This window comes from Pararhizobium sp. O133 (assembly GCF_051669845.1).
GTDB lineage: Bacteria > Pseudomonadota > Alphaproteobacteria > Rhizobiales > Rhizobiaceae > Pararhizobium.
In genome coordinates, this window is record NZ_CP196426.1 from 4,228,752 (window position 1) to 4,253,722 (window position 24,971).

At 61.2% G+C, this 24,971-nt stretch carries 25 protein-coding genes; 12 read left to right on the plus strand and 13 right to left on the minus strand.

Annotated features, from left to right (window positions below):
• Positions 1–10: 10 nt before the first annotated feature.
• Entirely contained in the window at positions 11–1,000 is a 990-nt protein-coding gene (rhaS, locus tag ACST81_RS20545) for a rhamnose ABC transporter substrate-binding protein (RefSeq protein ID WP_438750222.1), read from the minus strand.
• Between the two features lie 136 nt (positions 1,001–1,136).
• Positions 1,137–1,946 (minus strand): DeoR/GlpR family DNA-binding transcription regulator, encoded by an 810-nt coding sequence (locus ACST81_RS20550; RefSeq protein ID WP_062583342.1) that lies wholly within the window; start codon positions 1,944–1,946, stop codon positions 1,137–1,139.
• Positions 1,947–2,146: 200 nt separating this feature from the next.
• Between ACST81_RS20550 and ACST81_RS20555 the strand changes: the two genes are divergently transcribed.
• From ACST81_RS20555 to ACST81_RS20580, 6 genes are all read left to right on the plus strand, one after another.
• Positions 2,147–4,246, plus strand: coding sequence for a bifunctional rhamnulose-1-phosphate aldolase/short-chain dehydrogenase (locus ACST81_RS20555; RefSeq protein ID WP_438750223.1), 2,100 nt, complete (start codon positions 2,147–2,149; stop codon positions 4,244–4,246).
• A gap of 13 nt (positions 4,247–4,259) precedes the next feature.
• On the plus strand, positions 4,260–5,552 hold the full coding sequence (rhaI, locus tag ACST81_RS20560; RefSeq protein ID WP_438750224.1) for an L-rhamnose catabolism isomerase: 1,293 nt from the start codon (positions 4,260–4,262) through the stop codon (positions 5,550–5,552).
• A gap of 271 nt (positions 5,553–5,823) precedes the next feature.
• Complete coding sequence (locus ACST81_RS20565; protein ID WP_438750225.1) at positions 5,824–6,078, plus strand: GlsB/YeaQ/YmgE family stress response membrane protein; 255 nt, start codon at positions 5,824–5,826, stop codon at positions 6,076–6,078.
• 63 nt (positions 6,079–6,141) lie between these two features.
• Positions 6,142–6,330, plus strand: coding sequence for a hypothetical protein (locus ACST81_RS20570; RefSeq protein WP_438750228.1), 189 nt, complete (start codon positions 6,142–6,144; stop codon positions 6,328–6,330).
• A gap of 40 nt (positions 6,331–6,370) precedes the next feature.
• Positions 6,371–6,832: a YbaK/EbsC family protein gene (locus tag ACST81_RS20575; protein ID WP_438750229.1), complete on the plus strand. Its 462-nt coding sequence runs from the start codon at positions 6,371–6,373 to the stop codon at positions 6,830–6,832.
• A 136-nt stretch (positions 6,833–6,968) separates the two neighbouring features.
• Complete coding sequence (locus ACST81_RS20580; RefSeq protein WP_438750230.1) at positions 6,969–7,358, plus strand: DUF930 domain-containing protein; 390 nt, start codon at positions 6,969–6,971, stop codon at positions 7,356–7,358.
• A 660-nt stretch (positions 7,359–8,018) separates the two neighbouring features.
• On the opposite strand, the gene ACST81_RS20585 is transcribed toward ACST81_RS20580, so the two are convergent.
• A complete protein-coding gene (locus tag ACST81_RS20585) occupies positions 8,019–8,210 on the minus strand; it encodes a DUF2735 domain-containing protein (RefSeq protein ID WP_438750231.1) in 192 nt (63 codons plus the stop codon).
• A gap of 496 nt (positions 8,211–8,706) precedes the next feature.
• Here ACST81_RS20585 and ACST81_RS20590 point away from each other — a divergent pair, with 496 nt between their 5' ends.
• The 3 genes from ACST81_RS20590 to ACST81_RS20600 all read left to right on the plus strand — a co-directional run bounded on the left by ACST81_RS20590 (position 8,707) and on the right by ACST81_RS20600 (position 11,811).
• The gene (locus ACST81_RS20590; RefSeq protein ID WP_438750232.1) at positions 8,707–9,747 is read left to right on the plus strand and encodes a glutamine synthetase beta-grasp domain-containing protein; all 1,041 of its coding nucleotides are present in this window, start codon (positions 8,707–8,709) and stop codon (positions 9,745–9,747) included.
• Between the two features lie 232 nt (positions 9,748–9,979).
• Positions 9,980–11,146 carry an adenylate/guanylate cyclase domain-containing protein gene (locus ACST81_RS20595; protein WP_438753729.1) on the plus strand — a complete coding sequence of 389 codons (1,167 nt, stop codon included), beginning with the start codon at positions 9,980–9,982 and terminating at the stop codon, positions 11,144–11,146.
• Between the two features lie 134 nt (positions 11,147–11,280).
• The gene (locus ACST81_RS20600; protein ID WP_438750233.1) at positions 11,281–11,811 is read left to right on the plus strand and encodes a hypothetical protein; all 531 of its coding nucleotides are present in this window, start codon (positions 11,281–11,283) and stop codon (positions 11,809–11,811) included.
• A gap of 13 nt (positions 11,812–11,824) precedes the next feature.
• On the opposite strand, the gene ACST81_RS20605 is transcribed toward ACST81_RS20600, so the two are convergent.
• Together ACST81_RS20605 and recX are read right to left on the minus strand one after the other, a co-directional pair.
• On the minus strand, positions 11,825–12,028 hold the full coding sequence (locus tag ACST81_RS20605) for a hypothetical protein (RefSeq protein WP_438750234.1): 204 nt from the start codon (positions 12,026–12,028) through the stop codon (positions 11,825–11,827).
• 64 nt (positions 12,029–12,092) lie between these two features.
• Positions 12,093–12,671 (minus strand): recombination regulator RecX, encoded by a 579-nt coding sequence (gene recX / locus ACST81_RS20610; RefSeq protein ID WP_438750235.1) that lies wholly within the window; start codon positions 12,669–12,671, stop codon positions 12,093–12,095.
• A gap of 300 nt (positions 12,672–12,971) precedes the next feature.
• On the opposite strand from recX, the gene ACST81_RS20615 reads away from it, so the two are divergent.
• From ACST81_RS20615 to ACST81_RS20625, 3 genes are read left to right on the plus strand one after another with little or no spacing between them, the layout of a single operon-like run.
• Positions 12,972–13,430, plus strand: coding sequence for a (2Fe-2S)-binding protein (locus tag ACST81_RS20615; protein WP_438750236.1), 459 nt, complete (start codon positions 12,972–12,974; stop codon positions 13,428–13,430).
• A 3-nt stretch (positions 13,431–13,433) separates the two neighbouring features.
• Positions 13,434–15,593 (plus strand): molybdopterin cofactor-binding domain-containing protein, encoded by a 2,160-nt coding sequence (locus ACST81_RS20620; protein ID WP_438750237.1) that lies wholly within the window; start codon positions 13,434–13,436, stop codon positions 15,591–15,593.
• Between the two features lie 10 nt (positions 15,594–15,603).
• Positions 15,604–16,248: an Isoquinoline 1-oxidoreductase subunit gene (locus ACST81_RS20625; protein WP_438750239.1), complete on the plus strand. Its 645-nt coding sequence runs from the start codon at positions 15,604–15,606 to the stop codon at positions 16,246–16,248.
• 69 nt (positions 16,249–16,317) lie between these two features.
• Here ACST81_RS20625 and ACST81_RS20630 read toward each other — a convergent pair whose 3' ends face one another.
• The 8 genes from ACST81_RS20630 to ACST81_RS20665 form a co-directional block, all read right to left on the minus strand.
• Positions 16,318–17,100 (minus strand): SDR family oxidoreductase, encoded by a 783-nt coding sequence (locus ACST81_RS20630; protein ID WP_438750240.1) that lies wholly within the window; start codon positions 17,098–17,100, stop codon positions 16,318–16,320.
• Positions 17,101–17,181: 81 nt separating this feature from the next.
• Positions 17,182–17,952 (minus strand): enoyl-CoA hydratase, encoded by a 771-nt coding sequence (locus ACST81_RS20635; RefSeq protein ID WP_438750242.1) that lies wholly within the window; start codon positions 17,950–17,952, stop codon positions 17,182–17,184.
• Between the two features lie 32 nt (positions 17,953–17,984).
• Entirely contained in the window at positions 17,985–18,875 is an 891-nt protein-coding gene (gene mmsB / locus ACST81_RS20640; protein ID WP_438750243.1) for a 3-hydroxyisobutyrate dehydrogenase, read from the minus strand.
• Positions 18,872–19,975, minus strand: a complete 1,104-nt coding sequence (locus ACST81_RS20645) for an enoyl-CoA hydratase/isomerase family protein (RefSeq protein WP_438750244.1) — start codon at positions 19,973–19,975, stop codon at positions 18,872–18,874. The genes mmsB and ACST81_RS20645 overlap by 4 nt, the downstream gene beginning before the upstream one ends.
• Entirely contained in the window at positions 19,968–21,359 is a 1,392-nt protein-coding gene (lpdA, locus tag ACST81_RS20650) for a dihydrolipoyl dehydrogenase (RefSeq protein ID WP_438750245.1), read from the minus strand. The genes ACST81_RS20645 and lpdA overlap by 8 nt, the downstream gene beginning before the upstream one ends.
• 4 nt (positions 21,360–21,363) lie before the next feature.
• Positions 21,364–22,716 (minus strand): dihydrolipoamide acetyltransferase family protein, encoded by a 1,353-nt coding sequence (locus ACST81_RS20655; RefSeq protein WP_438750247.1) that lies wholly within the window; start codon positions 22,714–22,716, stop codon positions 21,364–21,366.
• 2 nt (positions 22,717–22,718) lie between these two features.
• Complete coding sequence (locus ACST81_RS20660; RefSeq protein WP_438750248.1) at positions 22,719–23,732, minus strand: alpha-ketoacid dehydrogenase subunit beta; 1,014 nt, start codon at positions 23,730–23,732, stop codon at positions 22,719–22,721.
• A gap of 1 nt (position 23,733) precedes the next feature.
• Positions 23,734–24,966: a 3-methyl-2-oxobutanoate dehydrogenase (2-methylpropanoyl-transferring) subunit alpha gene (locus ACST81_RS20665; RefSeq protein ID WP_438750249.1), complete on the minus strand. Its 1,233-nt coding sequence runs from the start codon at positions 24,964–24,966 to the stop codon at positions 23,734–23,736.
• Between the last annotated feature and the right edge of the window lie 5 nt (positions 24,967–24,971).

Below are 24,971 nucleotides of genomic sequence, written 5' to 3' on the forward strand. Positions count from 1 at the left end.
TATGAGCGGATTAGTAGATCTTCGAGAATTCCTCGATGTTCGACTTGTCGAACGTGAACGGGGCAGCCATGGCGGCCGAGTTCGTATCGTCGAGGGTGATTTCACCGACCTTGCCGATCGAGAACTTCGCGCCCGGCTTGGCTTGGGTGCCGCCGATCAGCTGGTGGCTGAGGTAGACAGCGGAATAGCCGAGGTCGATCGGGTTCCACAGAGCAACAGCCTGCGACGAGCCGTTGTCGATGAACTGCTTGAACTCGGACGGCAGGGCGAGACCGGTGACATTGACCTTGCCGATCAGCTTGTCATCGGTGACGACCTGTGCGGCGGCAACGACGCCGACAGTGGTCGGAGCGATGATCGCCTTCAGGTTCGGGTAAGACGAGATCAGGCCCTTGGCTTCGTTGGTGCTCTTGACCGAGTCGTCATCGCCGTAAACGACGGAGACGAGATTAATCTTCGGGAACTTCTCCGGAAGAATCTTCTTGGCGGCATCGATCCAGGCGTTCTGGTTGGTGGCCGTCGAGGATGCCGAAAGGATCGCGACGTCGCCGCCTTCCGGCAGATAATCGGCGGCGAGCTTGATGATGGTTTCGCCGATCAGGTTGGTGTCAGAGGGGTTCAGGTGAATCTGGCGACCTTCCGGTGCAACGCCGGAATCCCACGAGATAACCTTGATGCCACGATCCATCGCCTTCTTCAGAACCGGAACGAGCGCGTCCGGGTCGTTCGATGAAATGGCAATGGCGCTGACGTTCTGGGCGATCAGCGAGTTGACGATTTCGATCTGGCCTTCGGCGGTTGCTGAGGTCGGGCCGGTATAGATTACTTCAACGCCACCGATTTCCTTGGCAGCGTTTTCAGCGCCCTTGGCAGCCGCATCGAAGAAGCCGTTGCCGAGCGATTTCACCACCAGCGCGATCTTTTCCTGCGCCATTGCCGGTGCAGCCATCATGGTTGCCGCCAAGGCGGTCGTCAGGGCCAAAGTCTTCAGAAATTTCATTACATTCTCCTCCCAATCGAGCCACGCGCACCACGATGGTCCGCCTTGTCAGCTCAGTTCCGTCAATTTCATCGGCTCCCCGCTTGGCGAAACGCCGTCGCGAGCAACCGTTGAATTCCCCCCTTCCCCGCAGGCTTCATGCCGTCGAGGAAGCGTTTTCCTTCGTGTCCGGCTTCGTATTGGCGATAACCAACCCGACGCCGGCATCTTCGAGCATCTGGACATGTCGGTCCTCGATGCCGGAATCCGTGATCACCGTGGTGATGCGCTTCAGCCCGCAGAGAATGAGGCTGGAGCGCTTGTGAAACTTCGACGAGTCGATCAGCACGACGAGTTCGTCGGCCTGGTCGATCAGCTTCTGCTCCGCCTGGATGAGCAGCGGATCGCCTTCCATCAGGCCGAGCGGGCCGAGACCCTGGGCGCCCATGAACATGCGGCGCGCATAGAAATTGCGCGTCACGTCATTGTCGAAGGGGCTGAGGATAATGTTCTGCTCACGGTAGATCGTGCCACCGGACAGCATCACCGTGTTCTTCGAGTGCTTGAGCAGATGCTCGGCGATCGGGAAGGAATTGGTGAACACCTGCATGCGCCGATTGGCGAGGAAGTGCACCATCTGGAACGTCGTCGTGCCGCCATTGATGATGATCGGCTCGCCGTCCTGACAGAGCGCCACCGCCTCCTTGGCGATCGCTTGTTTCTGGCGCGCATGCAGCCCCTCGTTGACGCTGAAAGGGCGCCCGGCCAGACCGACGAACTGCGGCGGATTGATCGCTTCGGCGCCACCACGCACCCGGCGAAGACGCTTCTGCACGTGCAGCGCAGCGATATCCCTGCGGATCGTCGCTTCGGAACTGTCCGTCAGATCGACCAGCTCAGGCACGGTAATGACCGGCTTGTCCTGGACAGCTGACAGAATGATCCTGTGTCGCTCTTTCTCGTGCATTGCGCTCCTCCAACACTGTCTATGCTTCCATCACGACCGCGCATTGTCAATCACATTCAGTCATATTTTTTCATTGTGCAGTGCAATATGATTGTTTTTGATTGTTTGTGATTGACAGCGGCGCGGATTTTATGTGATCTGACGGCAACCAATGCGCTCCCGACCCACGGGCATGCGCAGCATTACCGGGAGGAAATGAGATGCTCGACAAGCAACAAGGCTCACGCCTTGCCAATCTTTGGGATGACGGCAAGGCGGCCGGAATGAGCGAGCCGGAACGGCTTCTCTACCGCTCCAACCTGCTCGGCTCGGACAAGCGCATCACCAATTATGGCGGCGGCAACACCTCCGCCAAGGTCATGGAAAAGGATCCGCTCGGCAGCGGTCTTGTCGAGGTCCTGTGGGTCAAGGGTTCCGGCGGCGACGTCGGCACCATCAAGATGGATGGCTTCTCGACACTCTATATGGAGAAGCTGGAAGCCCTGAAGGGGCTCTATCGCGGCCTCGAGCATGAAGACGAAATGGTCGGCTACCTGCCCCATTGCACCTTCAACCTCAACCCGCGCGCCGCGTCGATCGATACGCCGCTGCATGCCTATGTGCCGAAGAAGCATGTCGACCACATGCACCCGGACGCGATCATCGCCATTGCCGCCTCCAGCAACAGCCGCGAACTGACCCAGAAGATCTTCGGCGACGATATCGGCTGGCTGCCCTGGAAGCGCCCCGGCTTCGAACTCGGGCTCTGGCTGTCGAAATTCTGCGCCGAGAACCCGAATGCGCGCGGCCTGATCCTGGAAAGCCACGGCCTGTTCACCTGGGGCGACACCGCCAAGGAAGCTTACGAGACGACGATCGAGATCATCAACAAGGCCATCGCCTGGTTTGAAGAGACGAACACGGCGCCGGCCTTTGGTGGTGCGGTGAAGCCGGTTCTGGCACCGGAAGAACGCCGCGTTGTCGCGCAAAAACTGATGCCGGTCATTCGCGGCATGATCAGCGCCGATGAGCGCAAGCTCGGCCATTTCGATGACAGCCAGGCCGTACTCGATTTCGTCACCTCGAAGAACCTCGCGCCGCTGGCCGCCCTCGGCACCTCCTGCCCCGATCATTTCCTGCGCACCAAGATTTGCCCGCTGGTGATCGATTTCGATCCGGCCAATCCGGACATCGACAAGACGCTGGCCGGCCTCGAAGCCGCGATCGCCGAATACCGCGCCGGCTATGCCGCCTATTATGAGCGCTGCAGCCATGACAACAGCCCGGCCATGCGCGATCCGAATGCGGTCGTCTACCTCATCCCCGGCGTCGGCATGATCACCTTTGCCAAGGACAAGGCAACAGCCCGCATTTCCGGCGAATTCTACGTCAATGCCATCAATGTCATGCGCGGCGCTTCCGGCGTCTCGACCTATGTCGGCTTGCCGGAACAGGAAGCCTTCGACATTGAATACTGGCTCCTGGAAGAAGCCAAGTTGCAGCGCATGCCGAAGCCGAAAATGCTGGCCGGCAAGATCGCGCTGGTCACCGGCGGCGCCGGCGGCATCGGCAAGGCGACGGCCAATCGCCTGATGCAGGAAGGTGCCTGTGTCGTTCTCGCCGATATCGACGAAGCGGCTCTGGCTTCGGCTTTGAGCGAACTCGGCGGCCGCTACGGCAAGGATTTCGTTCGCGCAGTTACCATGAATGTCACCGACGAAGTTGCCGTTGAGAAGAGCTTTGCCGACACGCTGCTTGAATTCGGCGGCCTCGATATTCTCGTATCCAATGCCGGCCTCGCCTCTTCCGCAGCAATCGAAGATACGTCGCTGGCGCTGTGGAACAAGAATATGGACATTCTAGCGACGGGCTATTTCCTTGTTTCGCGCGAAGCCTTCCGCATCTTCCGCAACCAGAAGGCCGGCGGCAACGTCGTCTTCGTCGCTTCGAAGAATGGCCTTGCCGCTTCGCCGGGCGCTTCGGCCTATTGCACCGCCAAGGCCGCAGAAATCCATCTCGCCCGTTGCTTGGCACTGGAAGGTGCGAGCGCCCAGATTCGCGTCAACGTCGTCAACCCGGATGCCGTGCTGCGCGGCTCGAAAATCTGGTCGGGCGAATGGAAGGAGCAGCGCGCCGCCGTCTATAAGACGGACATGGAAGGGCTGGAAGCGATGTACCGCGACCGCTCCATGCTGAAACTTTCGGTCTTCCCGGAAGATATCGCCGAAGCGATCTACTTCCTCGCCTCCGACATGTCGGCCAAGTCGACCGGCAACATCATCAATGTCGACGCGGGCAACGCCCAGTCGTTCACGCGCTGATCCGGAGAGCGATATGACACTGATGATCACACGCGACGTCATCGACGCCGACAATGCCAAGCGCTTCGCCGACCTGAAGGCGGACTATGACCATCTCGGCACGCAGCTTGCGCGCCGGGGCGTCGATATCGACGCCGTCAAGGCGAAAGTATCGGCTTACGGTGTCGCCGTCCCCTCCTGGGGTGTCGGTACCGGCGGCACACGCTTTGCCCGCTTCCCCGGCGCCGGCGAGCCCCGCAACATCTTCGACAAGATCGAGGATTGCTCGGTGATCCAGCAATTGACGCGCGCCACGCCGACCGTCTCGCTGCATATTCCGTGGGACAAGGTCGAAGACCTGAAGGGCTTGAAGGAAAAGGGCAACGCGCTGGGCCTCGGCTTCGACGCAATGAACTCCAACACCTTCTCGGACGCCCCGGATCAGGCGCATTCCTACAAGTTCGGCTCGCTCTCCCATGCGGATGCGGCCACGCGCCAGCAGGCCGTCGATCACAATCTCGAATGCATCGAGATCGGCAAGGCGCTGGATTCGAAGGCACTGACAGTCTGGATCGGCGACGGCTCCAACTTCCCGGGCCAGACCAATTTCACAAAGAGCTTCGAGCGCTATCTCGACGCCATGAAGAAAGTGTATGCGGCCCTGCCGTCGGACTGGAAGGTCTTTACCGAACACAAGATGTTCGAGCCGGCCTTCTATTCGACCGTGGTGCAGGACTGGGGCACCAACTACCTGATCGCCCAGGAACTCGGCCCCAAGGCCTACTGCCTCGTCGATCTCGGCCACCATGCGCCGAACGTCAATATCGAGATGATCGTTGCGCGTCTCATCCAATTCAAGAAGCTCGGCGGTTTCCATTTCAACGATTCGAAATATGGTGACGACGACCTGGATACGGGTTCGATCGATCCCTACCGGCTGTTCCTCGTCTTCAACGAACTCGTGGATGCGGAGACGCGCAAGGCAGACGGTTTTGCGCCGATGCACATGCTCGACCAGAGCCACAACGTCACCGACCCGATCGAGAGCCTGATGAACTCGGCAACCGAAGTCAGCCGCGCCTATGCACAGGCCCTGCTGGTCGATCGCAAGGCGCTCGAAGAGTATCAGGATGGCAATGACGCGCTGATGGCGACGGAGACGCTGAAAGCCGCCTTTCGCACCCATGTCGAACCGATCCTTGCCATGTCGCGCTATGAAGCCGGCGGCGCGATCGCACCGGTCGCAGCTTACAGGGCGAGCGGATACCGCGCCAAGGTGGCTGGCGAACGCCCGGCATCGAAGAGTGGCGGTGGCGGTATCGTCTGAGCTTACTTTCCAAACAAAAAGTGCCCCTCATCCGCCCCTTCTTGTTTCGAAAGGATGGCGGGCACCTTCTCTCCGCTTGACGGGGAGAAGGGACCAGCGGCAAATTTCGTCGTCCCCTCTCACGGCAAGCGAGGAGAGGGTTAGGGTGAGGGGCATTTCCGGAAGCTCAGAGCATCCGCCTCCCCAATCCCCAATATTTTCAAATTTCCCCTTATCGCGTGCAGGCTCCTGCCCTAGTTTCTTCCGCAGATACAACGGAAAGGAACCATCCATGGGTATCGAGAGCATTCTCATCTTCATTCTCATTGGCGCCATTGCCGGTTGGCTGGCCGGCGTCATCGTTTCCGGCTTCGGCTTCGGCCTGCTCGGCAATATCGTCATCGGCATCATTGGCGCGTTTATCGCCGGCGCGCTCTTTCCGCGTCTCGGCTTCGGTGTCGGCGGCGGCATTCTCTGGGCGATCATCCATGCAACGCTTGGCGCCGTCATTCTTCTGGTGCTGATCAGGATCGTCAAACGCGCCTGACGCAGATCACACAGACCAGCCCGCTCAACAGGCGGGCTACCCCTGCTTCTCATGGGAGATATCATGACCGACCTCTACGATCCGCGGATCGAGCAAGCCCTCAATTCCTTCATCACCGACCACCCGGAAATCCACACGCGCGACCAGGCGATCGCCGCGATCCTGGTCAACTGGTTCACCAGTCACGGCTATCTGCCGCACGATCAGGAAGGCATCCGTCCGGAAAACCTTGACGCGTCGAACGACGACTGAAACAAATCCGGTCAACCGCATCCCGATCCCGCGAGACCTCATGAGCCTTTCTTCCGTCAAGACCTTCTTTGCCGAACACGCGCCCGATATCGACGTAATCGAACTCACGCAAAGCACCGCAACGGTCGCGCTGGCGGCGGAAGGCCATGGTGTCGAGCCGGCGCAGATTGCCAAGACGCTGGCGCTGCGGGTCGCCGACGATGTCATCCTGATCGTCACCCGCGGCGATGCCCGTCTCGACAACAAGAAATACAAGGCACGATTTGCCACCAAGGCACGCATGCTCGGCTTCGATGAAGTCGAGGCGGAGACGGGTCATCCCGTCGGCGGCGTCTGCCCATTCGGGCTTACCAAACCGCACAAGATCTTTTGCGACATTTCGCTCAGGGCTTTCGACGAAGTCGTTCCCGCCGCCGGCGCGCCGCATGCGGCGGTAAGGATCAATCCCGAGCGGATGGCTACCCTCGCCTCGGCGGAATGGATCGACGTTTCCGAGATTTAGCGACACGACCATGGCCGGCCCGCCTTTTAATGGACACAAAGGTTGCCTTGAAGTTAACATCAAATGATGGCGCCACTTCGGCCTCAGGCGTTCCTCGCCTTTTTCTTTCCTGTCATGACGAAGGAGTTACGACGCAATGAATAGGCTTGTGTGCTTGGCTCTGCTGACGACCGCGACTGCGGGGCCGGCAATTGCCATGGATCAGTCGCTGGTGCGGCAATTCGAAAAACTCGATCCGCAAACCCGCCTCGAACAGCGATGCGACACCGAAGCGATGTGGAAAATCAACGCCGACAAGACAAGCTTCAAGCCGGACAAGGTGATTGCCTACACATTCGGAGATCCGATCGTCGAGAACGACCAGATCAGGGCGCCCGGCGCGGTTTTTCGCAGCAAGGGGGAGTGGTACAAGCTGAAATACAAATGCAGCGCGGGCCCGGACCATATCGAGGTGCTGTCATTCAAGTACAAGATCGGCGACCTGATCCCGCGCGAGGAATGGGACGCACACTATCTCTATCCGTAAGTCCGGCGTTTACAGCGCCGCGCGTCAGATATGACGCGCAAAGGTCGCTGTATCATTTAAAATATGCAGTAGGCCTCCGCGGCCTTCCTCCTTACCCGTTACAGGACGATGAACAGGATCATGGCGGAGCCGAGCGACAGCGCGGCCATGATATTCAAGAGTGTCTTCATGATATGGTCAGTCATGTCGAACTTCCTCAACCCGACAGGAACAGCCTTTAGCCATCCGGCTCCGCCACCTGCCTTGCGGTGAACTTAGCCCGCTCCGGCAACACGTTGCCGATTGCGCCAAATCTCCTATCTTACAACGGATCAACGGTGATTTTGATCCACGCGTGGACGATTCTGCTCTAATTTGCGCCTGATTGATTAAGAATGCGTCACGCAGTACGGGCGCATCGTTAAAGCTGATTAACCATGATGAACCCGGTGGCTTGAGTGGGACCGAAGCGGTCGCAATCGCCAACCGTCGGTGGCGACGAACACGGATGAGAGATCGTTTGGAAAGGGACGTCGCTCACGAAGAGCACGCATAGCACATCTGTCGATGCGGATGTCTTGCGATATGGACTTCAGGAAATGCGCGGACAGAGGTCAACGCGCGTGCGAAAAACGATTAGCAACCAAGGTGACAACGATGGCCGATCCTGATCAGTCGAGATCAGGATTTGGGCTTCTGCTCCTCACGGACGGCTTCGTCATGGTACCAGCTGTGATAGTCGACGACCATGACATGCTTCGGCTGGAACTCGGCAACCGTTGCTGCCTTGTCGAAGCGGCGGCCACCCAGCTTCCGTCCGCCGGCGGGAAATTGAACAATCTTGGCGGTCTCGCCAGTTGACGTTATTGCCATATGCCATTGTCCTCTTTTACCGATCCCAACCGGATCAATTTCCTGACTGTAGCAGACTTGCGCGGGAAATGCTCGGATTGATTAAAAAAAAATCATAAAGCCTAAAAAATAGGCTATTTTTTAGGCATGAACGTCTAGACGCGATTTTCGAGATAAATTTTGTGCGTGTGCACGCAAGTCAAATTGTCTCGGTTTTTGCGCAAAATTTGCGCAAAGCGGGCTGTCCCCCTCAGAAAACGAAACGGAAATGGATGATGACGGAGGAGTTTCATCCGAAAATCTTCAAATCTGCCAGTGACTTCGCATTTGCGACCGGAATAACCGTTTTGCGCCGCAACCGAAGACCGAAAAATGCCCATAGCGACTAAAAAGACCGCTCTTTTCCTTTAGGGGCACGAAACTGGCACGCCGCATGCATGGAGGATGGCAGCCGTTGGCGGCGGGGCACGGTACGGATTTTCAGTGGCCCGCATCATCAACCCATGAGAGGTTAGAAATGACGAAATTTAAGCTCGAGTATATCTGGCTCGACGGTTACACCCCGGTTCCGAATCTTCGCGGCAAGACGCAGGTCAAGGAATTCGAAACGTTCCCGACGCTCGAACAGCTTCCGCTCTGGGGCTTTGACGGTTCGTCGACGATGCAGGCCGAAGGCCGCTCGTCCGATTGCGTCCTGAAGCCGGTTGCCATCTATCCTGATCCGGCCCGCACCAACGGTGTACTCGTCATGTGCGAAGTCATGATGCCGGATGGCGTCACGCCGCACGCCAGCAATGCTCGCGCCACCATTCTCGACGACGAAGGCACCTGGTTCGGCTTCGAGCAGGAATACTTCTTCTACAAGGACGGCCGTCCGCTTGGCTTCCCGGAGCATGGCTATCCGGCTCCGCAGGGTCCGTACTACACCGGCGTCGGCTATTCGAACGTCGGCGATATCGCCCGCAAGATCGTTGAAGAACATCTCGACCTCTGCCTCGCTGCCGGCATCAACCACGAAGGCATCAATGCCGAAGTGGCCAAGGGCCAGTGGGAATTCCAGATTTTCGGCAAGGGCTCGAAGCGCGCCGCCGACGAAATCTGGATGGCTCGCTACCTGCTGCAGCGCCTGACGGAAAAATACGGCATCGACATCGAATATCACTGCAAGCCGCTCGGCGACACCGACTGGAACGGCTCGGGCATGCACGCGAACTTCTCGACCAAATACATGCGCGAAGTCGGCGGCAAGGAATATTTCGAAGCCCTGATGGCCCAATTCGACAAGAACCTGATGGACCATATCAGCGTTTACGGCCCGGACAATGACAAGCGCCTGACCGGCAAGCACGAAACCGCTCCGTGGAACAAGTTCTCCTACGGCGTTGCCGACCGTGGCGCCTCGATCCGCGTTCCGCATTCGTTCGTCCGCAACGACTACAAGGGATACCTGGAAGATCGTCGCCCGAACAGCCAAGGCTGCCCCTACCAGATCGCTTCGCAGATCCTGAAGACGATCGCCGAAGTCCCGACGGCAAGTAGCGTTTCCGCCGCCGCCTGATCGAAATCTCATGGCGTCGATTGCTCGCGATCGACGCCATGATTCTGTCTGAACTCAAGAAGTTCAGCCGCAACGTGCGAAAGTCTGCTTGGTCCTTCACTTCCGCTCATGACGCTCTGGTAATCGCGTCTCACCGTCACTAGATTCACGGCTCTGAGACAGATGAAGAGAACGCGGTGTAGCCATGCAATTCCCCCCCGGCACGACTTCCAGCCTCCTGCGTGATCCCGGCATGCTGTCGGTCGACAGCAGCAGCCTCGTCGACTGGCTGATGACGGAGACCAACGACGAGCGCTTCATCGACAACATCTTCGTGGAAATGTGCGGGAAGCTGCTGGAGGCCGGCATTCCGGTCTCGCGCGGGACGCTGCATTTCCGCACACTGCATCCGCAGTGGTTGGGTGCAAAAATCCTCTGGCGAAAAGGCCTGCGCGAGGCGGAAATCAGCACGTTCGGTTACGGCGTCGAGGATACCGCCCAATTCCGCCACAGCCCGGTGAGCGATATCCACGGCGGCGCGGCTGTCGTTCGCCAGCATCTGGAGCCGGTTTTCGGACCCTCGCCCGCCTATCCGCTCTATGACGAACTGCGGCTGGAAGGGCATACCGACTATATCGCCTGGCCGCTCAAGCACACGCTGGGCAAGAAGCACATCATCACCTTTGCCAGCGACCGTCCCGGTGGCTTCAGCGACGACGACTTGCGGTTTCTCGCCGACCTCCTGCCGGCCTTCGCGCTTGTCAGCGAAATCCGCCTGAAAAACCGGCTGGCGCGTACCCTCTTGGAGACCTATGTCGGCCCTCACGCCAGCGAACAGATCCTGGCCGGCGCGACGACCCGCGGCAGCGGTGTCACTGTCGGCGCCGCCATCATGATCTGCGACCTGCGCGACTTCACCGGAATTTCCGATCTCTGGCCGCGCGATGATGTCATCGAACTGCTGAACGGTTATTTCGATGCCATGTCCGAGCCGGTCGAGAAACACGGCGGCGAAATCCTGAAATTCATGGGCGACGGTCTGCTGGCGATCTTCCCGCTCAGCAACCCCTCCGCCTGCGCCGATCTGCTCCATGCGATCCGCGAGGCGCAGGTCGCGATGGCTGCGCTGAACGACGCCAATGTCAAGAAGGGCCACAAGCCACTCGGCTATGGAATCGGCGTCCATGTCGGTGACGTCATGTACGGCAATATCGGCTCGCGCAGTCGCCTCGACTTTACGGTCATCGGCCCGGCCGTCAACATCGCCTCGCGGCTTGAAAGTCTGACCAAGGAATTGAAGCGTCCGGTTCTTCTATCGCGCGCGTTCGTCGAAATGGCAGGCTGCCAGGCCGGCATGGAGCATCTTGGCCTGCATCCCTTGCGGGGCCTGGGCGAACCGATCGAGGTGTTGGCGTTCTGAAGCAGTTGCGGCCCTGTCAAAGGTCCGTGACTGAAGTCGCGGCCTCCAGCCGGTACATCCGCCAAACGCCGCGTCGCCCACATCGAACTTTCTGGAATCACACGCGTTGAAGGAGTTCATCGGAGACAGACCGCATGGCGCAAGCCCATCCATTCGATACATCCAGCAACGCCTCGCTTTCAGATGCAGAGGTTCTCGACCAGGCAGAAGTCCTCGTCGATGAATTTCTTGCTTTCATCCGCCGCGAGGAAATCTGGAACGATATTCTCGACGTCAACACCCTGCCCGTCTCCAAGAGCACGCTCGTCAATGCCTTCCGCCTCGTCATCGCCACCGAGTCGCGTCCAGCTTACCGCCGGCAACTGGCCAAGGCTGGCCTGATGCTTGCCCGGTTTCACCGGGATGTCGGTCCGCGCATGTCGCTGATCCCGGTTCGCCCGGATGAAACCTCGTGCCATGCGAAGCCCGAAATGAACGTCAAAGAACAACAGGCCTATCTGGACAGGTTCGATGCCGCCTACAGCCTTGTAGGCCCGGATCTGAAACGGCTGGGCGGCATGTTCGAAGCATCCATGCAGATGGCCGCCAAGCGCGAAATCCGCCGTCAGGCCCAGCAGGACGCCTCCGGCTCTGACGTCACTTACACCTGGTATGGTCATCACTGAACTTGTCAGCGGCCTAACTTAAATCCCGCATCGCATCAAATGGACCGACATGCTGCGGCGGGTCCGGGTTTTCGTCCGGATTGGGCACCGGCACTTCATCGGGAAGCCTGTCGGGCTCCGGCTCCTCGATCGGCGGCACCGGTTGTTCGAGCGGTGGGATGGCGGGAATGCCGCCAGGTGTATCCGGGCCGGGGATTGGATCTGCGGGTATGGTCATGTGGAATCTCCAGTGTCTTTTTCAAAACACCGACATCCGGACTATGTTCCCAAAAGAGCGATTGCTAGTCCGGTCCTGACAGGACCAGTTGCTCGGCCTCGTCGCGGTTCATGGCAAAGACCCGTTTGCCGGTCTCGAAGGAAAATCCCTGCCGGGCAAAACTCGAGAGTTCCTTGACCTTCCGCTTCTCGTCGAGATCGCCGCGCCGGAACGGTCCGAAGCCGCGCTTTCTGGCAAAGACGATGGCGGCGAACAGGTCGTTGCTTTCCTCCAGCGCGACGGCCGCGATTTCGGCATCAATCCCCTTGGCCGACAATTTCTGCGAGATGACGCGTTTCGACTTGCCGCCGCGCACGGCACTGCGCGTCCTGATGCCGGCATAGGCGGCATCGTCCAAACCGCCGATCTCATGCGCGAACGTGACGGCAGAGGCGGCGGTCGCCTTCACCTGTACCGGGGTGATATCTTCGAACTTCTCCTTCGCCTTGCGGGCGATCGCGTCGAAGAGTTCCTTCTCCGTCATCATCTTGCGCCCGAGACGATAGATCGTCGAGTTGCGCGCCCAGGACATCATCCGCTTGGTCGGGACGTCGGATTGCACCTCGTCATCCGCAAATACGGGCTTGTCTCCATCTGCCGTCATGGGTTCGGCATCATGCTCCGGTTTCGTGGGGTCAGGACCATATCCCTGTCCTACCGGTCTGCCCCGTCAGATCAAGCGCAATCTGTGAACGCCGGCATTGACGGCGCACACAAACGCAACTCCTTACTACCGCCTGCCACATTATCGGCCACTCTCACGGGAGCAGTCGGATTTATCCGCTCCGGGCACTGGAAAAACCATGACGCCAAACTACCTGTTCCTGATCGGCATCCAGTCGAAATTCAATTTTCAAATACCGTGTGGCCGCATGCGGCGCCGGAAAAATCGTGAGGGCGCACCGTGGTTACTTTCACATTGAATGGAAAAGAACGCACTTTTGATGGCGATCCGGATACGCCGCTGCTCTGGGTGATCCGCGATTTCGAGAAACTCACCGGAACCAAATACGGCTGCGGCGTTGCCCAGTGTGGCGCCTGCACCGTCCATCTGGACGGCATGACGCGCCGCTCCTGCATCACGCCGATCTCGACGGTCGACGGTTCCGAAGTCATTACCATCGAAGGGATTGACGGGCCGGAAGCAAAGGCGGTGCAGGCGGCCTGGGTCGCGATCGACGTTCCGCAATGCGGCTACTGTCAATCCGGGCAGATCATGTCCGCCGTTGCGCTCCTGCAGGTCACGCCGAAGCCGAACGATGCGGATATCGATGGTGCCATGACCGGAAACCTCTGTCGATGCGCGACCTATCATCGAATCCGGCAGGCGATCCACAATGCCGCCGATGCGATGGAGGGTTGAGCCATGACACTGCAACAGATGTCTACCACCCGCCGCGCCTTCCTTACCGGCAGCGGTCTCGTGATCGGCCTGGCACTCGTCCCGCGCAACATGGCCGCGTTCGCCGCTCCGAGCGGCATCAAGGCCGGCGGCGAAGATGCGCTGACGGCACTCAACACCTTCGTCAAGATCGGCACCGACGACACCGTCACCGTGCTCTCCAAGCATATCGAGATGGGTCAGGGCCCGTTTACGGGACTGGCGACGCTCGTCGCCGAGGAACTCGACGCTGACTGGTCGCAGATGCGTGCGGTCCATTCCCCGGCCGACGACAAGGTCTATGCCAATCTTGCCTTTGGCCTGCAGGGGACCGGCGGCTCCACATCGATCGCCAATTCCTACGAGCAATTGCGCAAGGCGGGTGCGACGGCGCGCGCCATGCTGGTGGCGGCCGCCGCCGAGGAATGGGATGTGCCGGCCGGCGAGATCACCGTCGAGAAAGGCCGCGTCAAGCATGCCGGTTCCGGCAAGGAGAGCGGCTTCGGCGCCCTGACCGTCAAGGCCGCGGCCCAGACCCCGCCGGAAAATCCGTTGCTCAAGGACCCGTCGACATTCGTGCTGATCGGCCAGGAACTGCCGAAGCTCGATACCGTCGGCAAGACCAATGGCACGGCGATCTACACACTCGACATCGTCACTGACAACATGCTGGTCGCCGTCGTCGCCCATCCCGATCATTTCGGCGCTACGGTCAAATCCTTCGATGACACCGAGGCGCGCAAGGTCATGGGCGTGGTCGACGTCAAGCAGGTGCCGCAGGGCGTCGCTGTCTATGCCGACAACACCTTCGCGGCCTTGCGCGGTCGCGCCAACCTGAAGGTCGAGTGGGATCTGTCCAACGCCGAGACAAGATCGAGCGAGGAACTGGCGGCGGATTACGCCAAGCAGTTTTCCGAAAAGGGCCTGGAGGCGACCAACAATGGGGACACCGACAATGCCTTCCAGCAGGAAGGCTTGCAGACGCTGGAGGCGGAACTCGTCTTCCCGTTCCTCGCCCATGCCCCGATGGAGCCGCTAGACGCGGTCTTCATCAAGGCCGAGGACGGATCGCTCGATGTCTACAACGGCGCGCAATTCCCGGCCATGGACCAGATGACGGCTGCCAAGGCTATCGGGCTCGATCCGACGAAGGTCCGGGTCAATACGCAGCTCACCGGCGGCAGTTTCGGCCGCAAAGCGCAGTTCGGCTCGCCCTACATGAAGGAAGCAGCCGATGTGTTTGCGGCGACGGACGGCAGCCGCCCACTCAAGCATATGTGGACCCGCGAGGACGACATTCGCGGCGGCTTCTACCGGCCGATGTATGCCCACAAGATGCGCGGCGCGATCGACGCGGACGGCAAGATCACAGCCTGGGAACAAGTCATCGTCGGCCAGTCGATCATGGGCAAGGCCGATCTGGACGAGACCTCCGTCGAGGGCGCGTCGAACCTGCCCTACACCATCCCCAACCTACGCGTTACCGCGCACAATACCAAACTGGCCATTCCGCCGCTCTGGTGGCGATCGGTCGGGCATACGCATACGGGCTTTGCCGTCGAGACCTTCGTGGATGAACTCCTGCAGAAAGTCAGCAAGGATCCGGTCGAGGGCCGCCTCGCGCTGCTGACCAACGAGCCCCGGCATACCGGTACCTTGAAAAAGGTGGCTGAAATCGCCGATTGGGGCTCGAAGGTTCCCGATGGGCGGTCGCGCGGTGTCGCGGTCGTCAAGAGCTTCGGCACCTATGTCGCGCAGATCGTCGAACTGTCGCTTGGTGACGACGGAGCACCGCGCGTGCACAAGGTCTGGTGCGCGGTGGATTGTGGCGTCGCGGTCAATCCGAACGTCATCAAGGCACAGATGGAAGGCGGCATTGGCTACGGCCTCGGCGCCGTCCTCTTCGATGCGGTGACGCTCGGCAAGGGCGGCAAGATCATACAGTCCAACTTCCACGACTATCGCTCGCTGCGCATCAACGAGATGCCGGCAGTCGAGGTTGCGATCGTGACATCGACGGAAAAGCCGAGCGGGGTGGGGGAACCCGGCGTTCCGCCTGTCGGGCCGGCCGTCGCCAATGCCTGGCGGCGCCTGACCGGCAGTCCGGTCCGGCACCTGCCGATCGTCAGTGTCGTGACATCGTGAGGGCTGAACCATGAAAAACCGTATGATCGCTCTCGGCGTCGCCAGCCTCGGTGTCGCCGTCTCTCTCTTTGCCGCCACCTTCTCGGCTGCGCAGGACACGGAAACCGAAAAATCCGCACCACTCAAAACGGCGGCGGACTTCCAGTCCATCACCGATGCCAAGCAGCGCTCCTTGGCGCTGTTCAAAGAGGCCGGCAAGGTCATCCAGCATCCACGCTGCGTCAACTGCCACCCTGCAACCGACCGACCATTGCAGACCATGGCCATGGTCAAACATCAGCCACCGGTGACGCGCGGCGATGGCGGCATGGGCATGCCGGGCATGACCTGCAACACCTGTCATGGGCAGGAGAATGTCGAGGTCATCGGCCAGGCCGAAACGCTGAAAAGCATTCCCGGCCACCCGGCCTGGCATCTGGCGCCGATCGAAATGGCCTGGGAAGGCAAGTCGCTCGGAGAAATCTGTCGGCAGATCAAGGACCCGGAGCGCAACGGCGGCAAGACGCTGGCCGAGATCACCGAGCACATGGCGCATGACAGCCTCGTCGGCTGGGGCTGGCAGCCGGGTGCCGGGCGCGAACCTGTCCCCGGTTCGCAGGCGGTTTTCGGTGAACTGATCGCCGCCTGGGTCGAAAGCGGCGCAGCCTGCGAGTGACCGAAATATCATCCGACCATCATGCGAAGGGCGCGGCATTGGCCGCGCCCCTTGTCGACAAATGGGCCATCAGCGCAGCAGGCCCTGCCCGCCATCCACCCAGATCGGCGTTCCCGTGACATGGCGGGAAAGATCCGAGGCGAGGAACACCACGACATCGGCCACGTCGGCGCTCTTGCCCGGTTTGCCATCGGAGATCGGCACCTGCCCCGCCGGCCATTCGACGGGAATGGCGGTTTCCTCTTCGCCGCGCAATTGGGTATTGGCGTCGATATTGGTTTCGATCTCGCCGGGGCAGACGGCATTCACCCGGATATGGTGCCGCGCCAGCTCCAGCGCCAGTTGCTGGACCATGGCCACCTGTGCCGCCTTTGTGGCCGAATAGGCGGTCGCGCCCGGCGTGGTGAATGTGCGGGTCCCGTTGATCGACGAGATGACGACGATAGACCCGCCACCAGCCGCCTTGAGATGGGGCACGGTCAGGTGAATCGTCAGGTATGTGCCGCGCAGGTTGACCGCGATCGTCTCATCCCATTCCGCTGGCTTCAGGTCATCGATCGGCGCCCAGACACCATTGATGCCGGCATTGGCGACGACGATATCAATCCGCCCATGCGCACCGATCAGGCGATCGACGGCTTGGCGCATCTCGTCCGCTTGCGAAATATCGGCAACGAGCGTCATCGCCTTGCCGCCGGCAGCGGTGATTTCGTCCGCTGTCTCCCGAAGTTCATCTTCCGTCCGACCGAGAACCCCGACGACCGCGCCCTTTCGCGCCAGCGCCAGCGCGGACGCCTTGCCGATGCCGGAACCGCCGCCGGTAACCAGTGCCACTTTTTGTGAAAACTCCATGATATTCCGCTCTCCCTGTGAGGAAGCGGAATTCATCAGCTGTCAAAAAGTTCATCGCCGGCAATGCGAAAATAGGCGCGCTTATCTACCCCGGAATTGCGGCGCCCGCTTCTCGACGAAAGCGGCCATGCCCTCCTTCTGGTCCTCGGTCGCAAACAGGCCGTGGAAAATCCGGCGCTCGAACAGGATTCCCTCACGCAGGCCGCTTTCCAGTGCCCGATCGACAGCCTCGCGCGCCGCCATGGTCGCGAGCTTGCCATAACCTGCGATCGTCCCGGCGGCGGCCAGCGTTTCCTCCATCAACTTGGCGGCCGGCAGGACGCGGGCGACGAGGCCGCAGCGCTCAGCCTCCGTCGCATCCATCATCCGGCCTGTCAGGATCATGTCCATCGCCTTAGCCTTGCCGACCAGCTTGGTCAGCCGTTGCGACCCGCCCATGCCGGGCATGACACCAAGCTTGATCTCCGGCTGGCCGAACATCGCGGTTTCCGACGCGAAGATCATGTCGCACATCATTGCCAGTTCGCAGCCGCCGCCCAGCGCATAGCCCGATACCGCAGCGATTTTCGGCGTGCGGAAGGCGGCGAATTTATCCCATGCCGCGAAGAAATCCTCGCCGAACATGTCGGTGAATCCCTTGTCGGCCATTTCCTTGATATCGGCGCCCGCTGCAAATGCCTTTTCAGACCCCGTCAGCACGAAGCAGCCGACGCCGGGATCGCGATCGAGCGGCGCAAGCTCGGTGGCGAGTGCGTTCATGATCTCGGAATTCAGCGCGTTGCGGGCAGCCGGCCGGTTGAGCGTGACGATGACGACCCGGTCCTGCTGTTCGACGATGATCGGTTTTTCCATGAATTGGTCCTTGGCGAAGAGTGAACGGACGATCAGCGATCGGCGGATTTTTCCCTGAGGAGATGGATGATACCGGAAAAATCCGTGTCGGCATGCCCGAGATCGTTGAACATCTGGTAGAGTTCCGCCGCCTTGGCGCCGAGCGGCGTGGTCGCCCCGCTCGTTGCGGCCGCCTCCTGCGAAAGCTTCAGGTCCTTCAACATCAGGGCGCCGGCAAAGCCCGGCTTGTAATCATTGTTGGCCGGCGATGTCGGGACGGGTCCCGGCACCGGACAATAGGTGGTGAGCGACCAGCACTGACCCGACGACACCGAGGCGACGTCGAACAGCGCCTGATGCGAAAGCCCGAGCTTTTCGCCCAGAACGAAAGCCTCGCCGACGGCGATCATGCTGATGCCGAGGATCATGTTGTTGCAGATTTTGGCCGCCTGCCCTGCTGCCGCTCCGCCGCAGTGAATGATCTTCTTGCCCATCGCCCGGAAGATCGGCGCCGCATCGGTAAAGGCCCGTTCTTCACCACCGATCATGAAGGTCAGCGTTCCCGCCGCAGCACCGCCGGTGCCGCCGGAGACCGGCGCATCGAGCGACGGGCAACCCTTTGCGGTCGCCATCTCATGCGCCTTGCGGGCGCTGTCGATATCGATGGTCGAACAGTCGATCAGCAGCGTGCCCGAGGGCACGATGGCAACCATTTCCTGCCAGACCGAAAGGACATGCTTGCCAGCCGGTAGCATGGTGATCACCACATCCACAGCCGCGACCGCTTCGGCAAGTGACGAGCAGGCCATGATTCCATTTTCACGAGCCTGATCCAGCAGGGGTTGGGCCAAATCGAACCCCTTCACCGCATATCCTGCCTTGACCAGATTGGCCGCCATCGGGCCGCCCATATGGCCAAGGCCGATGAAACCGATGGATGTCATGGGGTTGATCCTTCCGTGGTCGCAAAGAGCGGATGGGCAGAGGGCTGGAAATAGGCATCGACGTCGGCTTCGGTCACATCGGCAAGCCGGGCCGGGCGCCATTGCGGATTGCGGTCCTTGTCGATCACCGCCGCCCGAACGCCCTCGTAGAAATCATGGCTGGCGAGAACTGCGGCTGTCGCCGCAAATTCACGCTCCAGGCATGCCTCAAGACCCGCCCGCCGTCCGAGCCGCAGCAAACGCAGAGTAACCTTGAGGCTGAGCGGCGATTTTGCCGAAAGCGTTGCGAGGCATTTTTCCGCGAAGGCGCCGCCATCCGCTCGCAGCGCCGCGACAATTTCCTCGACTTTATCGAAACCAAAGAAGCGGTCGATGGCATTCCGGTTCGGCGCAAGTATGCCGCCCGAAGGTCCACTCGAAAACCTTCGGATCACATGCCACGCCTCGCCATCGACATTTTTGCCCGGAAGGCCGGCGAGCGCTTCGACGAGCGCCGGCAGGTGTTCCGACGGCACATGGATATCCGCGAAGCCCGCGAGGATGGCGTCGGCGGCGCCGAGCGGTTCTCCCGTCAGCGCCACATAGGTGCCGAGTTCGTTTTCTTCGCGCGTCAGGAACCAGGAGGCGCCAACATCGGGAAAGAAGCCGATCCCCGTTTCCGGCATGGCAAAGCGGGTCCGCTCGGTGACGATGCGGTGGCTGCCATAGACGGAAATGCCGACACCGCCGCCCATGACGATGCCGTCCATGACGACGACATAGGGCTTTGGGTAGCGGCCGATGCGGGCGTTGAGCGCGTACTCCTCGCGCCAGAACGTCGACGGTGCGTCGGAGCCGGCTTTTCCGCCATCATGGATGGCACGGATATCGCCACCGGCGCAGAGGCCGCGCTCGCCCTCACCCGTGACGAGAACAGTTGCGACGGTGGGATCGTGTTCGAAGTCGTCGAGCGCCGCCTCGATATCGCGCACCATGCCCAGGGTCAGGCTGTTGAGCGCCTTGGGCCTGTTGAGCCGGATGCGGCCGAGCGCGCTCTGACGTTCGACGATGGTTTCCGGCGCGGTGGGAGCGGGTTGCGGATCAGACATAGAATCAGACATGGAGGGCATGGCCAAGCGCCTTCATCGCGGCTTCCTGAAAACCTTCGCTGCGGGTCGGGTGGGCGTGGATGGTGGCTGCGACATCCTCGAGCCGGGCGCCCATCTCGATCGCCAGAGCAAAAGCGCTGGACAGTTCGGACACGCCGGCACCGACTGCCTGCACGCCAAGAACGAGATTGCTGTCGGCGCGCGCGACGATCCGCACGAAGCCGTCTTCGGACAGCATGGTCATCGCGCGCCCATTGGCATTGAACGGAAACTGTCCCACGCGCACCTCATACCCTTGCGCCCGCGCCTCGTCCGGCGACAGGCCGGCGGTAACGATTTCCGGATCGGTGAAGCAGACGGCCGGGATGCAACGCTTGTCCCAGGTTCGCTTCCGGCCGGCGACGATCTCGGCGACCATTTCGCCCTGCGCCATGGCACGGTGCGCCAGCATCGGCTCGCCGGTGATATCGCCGATCGCATGGATGCCGCGCATCGATGTCCGGCAGCGGTCGTCGATCCGCAGGAACCTGCCGCTGCGGTCGAGGTCCAGTTCCTCCAGCCCCCAGCCTTCCGTGCGCGGCTTGCGGCCGACGGTGACGAGGATTTTGTCGGCGGGAAGCTGTTCCTCCGCCCGCTCGGCCGTCTCGATCAGAAGCGCATCGCCGGCGAGACCCTTGGCCTTGGCACCGGTCAGAACGCGGACACCGAGATCGGCAAGGCGCTTTGCCACCGGCTTGACCAGATCGGCATCGTATTGCGGCAGGATTTGTGGTGTCGCTTCGACCACGGTCACCGTCGAGCCGAGCTTGGCGAAAGCGGTTCCCAGCTCCAGCCCGATATAGCCGCCACCGACAACCACCAGCTTTTGCGGCACGGTTTTCAGGGATAGCGCTTCGGTCGAGGAAATGACCGGGCCGCCGAACGGCAGGAAGGGCAACTCCACCGGTTCGGAACCGGTGGCGATCACCACCGTCTCGGCGCGGATGACCTGCATGCCAGTTTCGGTCTCGACCTCGACGGTCTTGCCGTCGCGGAATTTCGCCCGACCGTGGACGATCTTGACCCGGGCCTTACGCAGCAGGCCCAGCACGCCGCTGTTCAGCCGGCCAACGATACCGTCCTTCCAGGCGATGGTCTTGGCAAGATCGAGTTTTGGCGCCTCAAGCGAAATGCCGAGCGGGCTTCTGGCGGCGGCCATACGGCTGACCTTCTCGAACTCTTCGGCCGCGTGGATCAGCGCCTTGGAAGGGATGCAGCCGATATTCAGGCAGGTGCCGCCGGCCTTGACGGCTTCGACAATGACCGTATCGACCCCGAGCTGGCCGGCCCGGATGGCGCAGATATAGCCGCCCGGACCGGCGCCGATGACGAGAAGCTTGCAGACGATCTCTTTCATGGGCTCAGCTTTCAATGAAAATCAGCGCGGGGGTTTCGAGCAGCGCCTTGATCCGCTGGATGAAAGTCGCCGCATCCCAGCCGTCCACAACCCGGTGATCGAAGCTCGAAGACAGATTCATCATCTTGCGCGGGATAAACTGGCTGCCGTCCCAGACCGGCCGGGTCACGATCTTGTTAACGCCGACGATCGCCACTTCCGGGTGGTTGATGATCGGTGTCGTGGCGATGCCGCCCATCGCGCCCAGCGACGTGATGGTGATGGTGGAACCGGACAGTTCCTCGCGCAGTGCCGAGCCGGTCCTTGCGGCCTCGGCCAGTCGAACGACCTCGGCCGCGCAATCCCAGATGCCGCGCGCTTCCGCATGACGCACCACCGGCACAGTCAGACCCGCCGGCGTCTGGGTGGCGATGCCGATATGAACGGCTGCGTGGCGGCTGATGATGCCGGCGTCGTCGTCGAAGGTGGCGTTGACCACCGGCTGCTCGTCGATTGTCTTTACCATGGCCCGCATCAGGAAGGGCAGGATCGTCAGCTTGGTCTGGTCTGGCTTGCGGCTCGCATTCATCGTCGCGCGCAGGTCTTCCAGATCGGTGACGTCGATTTCCTCGACATAGGTGATATGAGGAATGCGCGAGGTCGCCAGCACCATCCTTTCGGATATACGTCGGCGCAGGCCGGTGACCTTGATCTCCTCGACGGCGGTCTTCCTGGCAAGACCAGCCGGCGCGGATTTCGTCTGCGCGCCATGCGCCAGAAACTGGTCGAGGTCGTCATGGGTGATGCGCCCGGCTGGGCCGGTGCTCGTAACCTGCCGCAGGTCGATGCCGCCATCCTGCGCCCGAAGGCGGACGGCGGGCGATGCCAGCGGCTTGTCGAGCGCGCCGGGTGCAGCTCGGGCTCTCTTCTCCCCAGCGGGGGGAAGGTGCCCCCCCCGGATCTCGCCCTCGGCAAGCTCGAGGAGAGGCTCCGGGCCGGATGAGGGGAACGGCTGGCCGAGAGGGGGCGAAGACTCCCCCTCATCCGCCCTTTGGGCACCTTCTCCCCGCTGGGGAGAAGGGGAAGAAGCCGTCACCGTTTCCGCCGTGGCGACGGCATCCGCCTCGCCGCCCTCGCCCGCAACCTCAATCCGGACCAACGGCGCCTTCACGGCGACAGTGTCGCCGATCTCGGCGCCCAGCCAAAGCACGGTGCCGCTGACCGGCGACGGGATTTCGACGGTTGCCTTGTCCGTCATGACGGCGGCAAGCACCATGTCCTCGCGGATGGGATCGCCGACCTTGCAGTGCCATTCGACAAGCTCGGCCTCCGCGACGCCTTCGCCGACATCCGGCATCTTGATGGTGAATTCGCCCATGATTAAGCCTCCATCACTTCGGCAAGCGCACGGCCAACCCGGCCGGGTCCGGGGAAATAATCCCACTCCTGCGCATGCGGATAGGGCGTGTCCCAGCCGGTGACGCGAACCACCGGTGCTTCCAGGTGATAGAAGCAATGTTCCTGCACCAGCGCCGTGAGTTCCGCGCCATAGCCCGATGTCAGTGTCGCCTCGTGCACGACGACACAGCGACCGGTCTTCGAAACCGATTGCACGATCGTATCGAGATCGAGCGGCAGCAGGCTGCGCAGGTCGATCACCTCGGCATCCACGCCTATCTCCTCCGCCGCCGCCAGCGCGACATGCACCATCGTGCCATAGGCGACAACGGTGACGGCGGATCCCCGACGGCGGATTTCCGCCTTGCCGATCGGAATGCTGTAATGCCCCTCCGGCACCTCGCCCAGTTCATGTTTGGACCAAGGCGTCACCGGCCTGTCGTGGTGGCCGTCGAAGGGACCGTTGTAGAGGCGCTTCGGCTCAAGGAACATCACCGGGTCGGGGTCTTCGATCGAGGCGATCAGCAGGCCCTTGGCGTCATAGGGATTGGAGGGCACCACGACCTTCAGGCCGCAGACATGGGTGAACAGGGCCTCCGGGCTCTGGCTGTGCGTCTGGCCGCCAAAGATGCCACCGCCGGTCGGCATGCGCAGCACGATCGGGCAGGTGAAATCACCGTTCGAGCGGTAGCGGATGCGGGCCGCTTCCTGGGTGATCTGGTCATAGGCGGGGTACATATAATCGGCGAACTGGATTTCGACACAGGGTTTCAGGCCATAGGCGGCCATGCCGATCGCCGTGCCGACAATGCCGCTTTCGCTGATCGGCGCATCGAAGCAGCGGGTCTTGCCGTATTTCGCCTGGAGCCCCTGCGTGCAGCGAAAGACACCACCGAAATAGCCGACATCCTCGCCGAACACGACGACATCATCGTCACGCTCCATCGAGACGTCCATGGCGCTACGCACGGCCTCGATCATCGTCATCCTGGCCATGTCAGTAACCTGCCTTCTGCCGCTGGCGGCGAATATGCGCGGGCATTTCGGCATAGACGCCTTCGAAGATATCGCGCACCGAGGGTTTTCCGCCCGCATGCAGGGTGCCGTGCATCTCGGCCTGCTTCTGCGCCTGGATCACCTCGTCGAGGATCTCCGCTTCGGCCTGTACATGCCGCTCCTCAGACCACACCCCGCGCACGATCAGGTGCTTCTTCAAGCGCAGGACAGGGTCGCCGAGTGGCCAGGCCTCAGACTCGGTTTTCGGGCGGTAAGCGCTCGGGTCGTCGGACGAGGAATGCCCCCCGACCCGGTAGGTGACATATTCGATCAGGGTCGGGCCGAGATTGCGCCGGGCACGCTCGGTCGCCCAGAGGGAAACGGCGTAGACGGCGAGATAGTCGTTGCCATCGACGCGCAACGCCGGAATGCCGAAGCCGAGACCACGGGCTGCAAAGGTACCGGAACCGCCACGGGCAATGCCCTGGAAAGTCGAGATTGCCCACTGGTTGTTGACGATATTGAGAATGACCGGAGCCTTGTAGGTAGAGGCAAAGACCAGCGCTGAATGAAAGTCGGACTCCGCCGTCGAGCCATCGCCGATCCAGGCGGCGGCGATCCTGGTGTCGTTCTTGATGGCGGACGCCATCGCCCAGCCGACGGCCTGCACATATTGCGTGGCGAGATTGCCGGAGATGGTGAAGAAGCCATGCTCCTTCGACGAATACATGATCGGCAGCTGCCGCCCGCGCAGCGGATCTTTTTCGTTCGAGAAGATCTGGTTCATCATCTCGACCATCGGGTAATCGTCGGCGATCAGCAGGCCGGCCTGCCGATAGGTCGGGAAATTCATGTCGCCCTTCTTCAACGCCTTGCGGAAGGCGCAGCTGACGGCTTCCTCGCCCAGATGCTGCATGTAGAACGAGGTCTTGCCCTGCCGCTGCGCCATCAGCATGCGGGCATCGAAAGCCCTGAGCTTCATCATGTTGCGCAGACCCGTCAGCAATTCCTCATCCGACAGCAACCCAGCCCAAGGGCCGACCGCCTCGCCGTCACGGTTCAGGACACGGATGATCGAATAGGCGAGATCGCGGATGTCTTCCGGTGCGGCATCGACCTCAGGGCGCGGCACGGCTCCGGCCTTGGCGATGTTGACGTTGGAAAAATCCGGCATGCCGCCGGGCCGGACGGCCGGTTCCGGTACATGCAGGCTCAATTGCGGGAACTCGGTCATGCCTC